This window comes from Tamlana crocina, from assembly GCF_012037625.1.
In genome coordinates this window covers 1-326 of sequence record NZ_JAAVJS010000659.1, presented here as the reverse complement: position 1 = coordinate 326, position 326 = coordinate 1, and the positions used below count along the sequence as shown (strand labels likewise).

The 326-nt window shown below is 38.7% G+C and carries 1 protein-coding gene; it reads right to left on the bottom strand.

From position 1 onward, the window contains the following. Positions 1–88: 88 nt before the first annotated feature. The coding region (locus HC176_RS18460; protein WP_167920443.1) for a F0F1 ATP synthase subunit gamma at positions 89–326 on the bottom strand (238 nt) is incomplete at its 5' end.

Sequence of the window (326 nt, the reverse complement as noted above, 5' to 3'; positions counted from 1 at the left end):
CTGTATTTTATGGGCTTAATTATTCAAAGCTTCAGCAATGGAAATTTGACTGCGCTATCGCTTCGTCCAATTGTTTCCAGCTGAACCTTTAGTTATTCAAAGCTTCAGCTCCACCAACAATTTCAAGGATCTCATTGGTAATAGAAGCCTGACGGGCTTTGTTGTATGATAATTTGAGAGAGTCTCTTAATTCAGTAGCATTATCGGTTGCTTTGTGCATCGCGGTCATACGAGCCCCATGTTCTGAAGCAAAAGAATCTCTAAGGGCTTTAAAGATCTGCATCTTTAAAGATTTAGGGATCAAATTAAGTACGATCTCTTCTTTA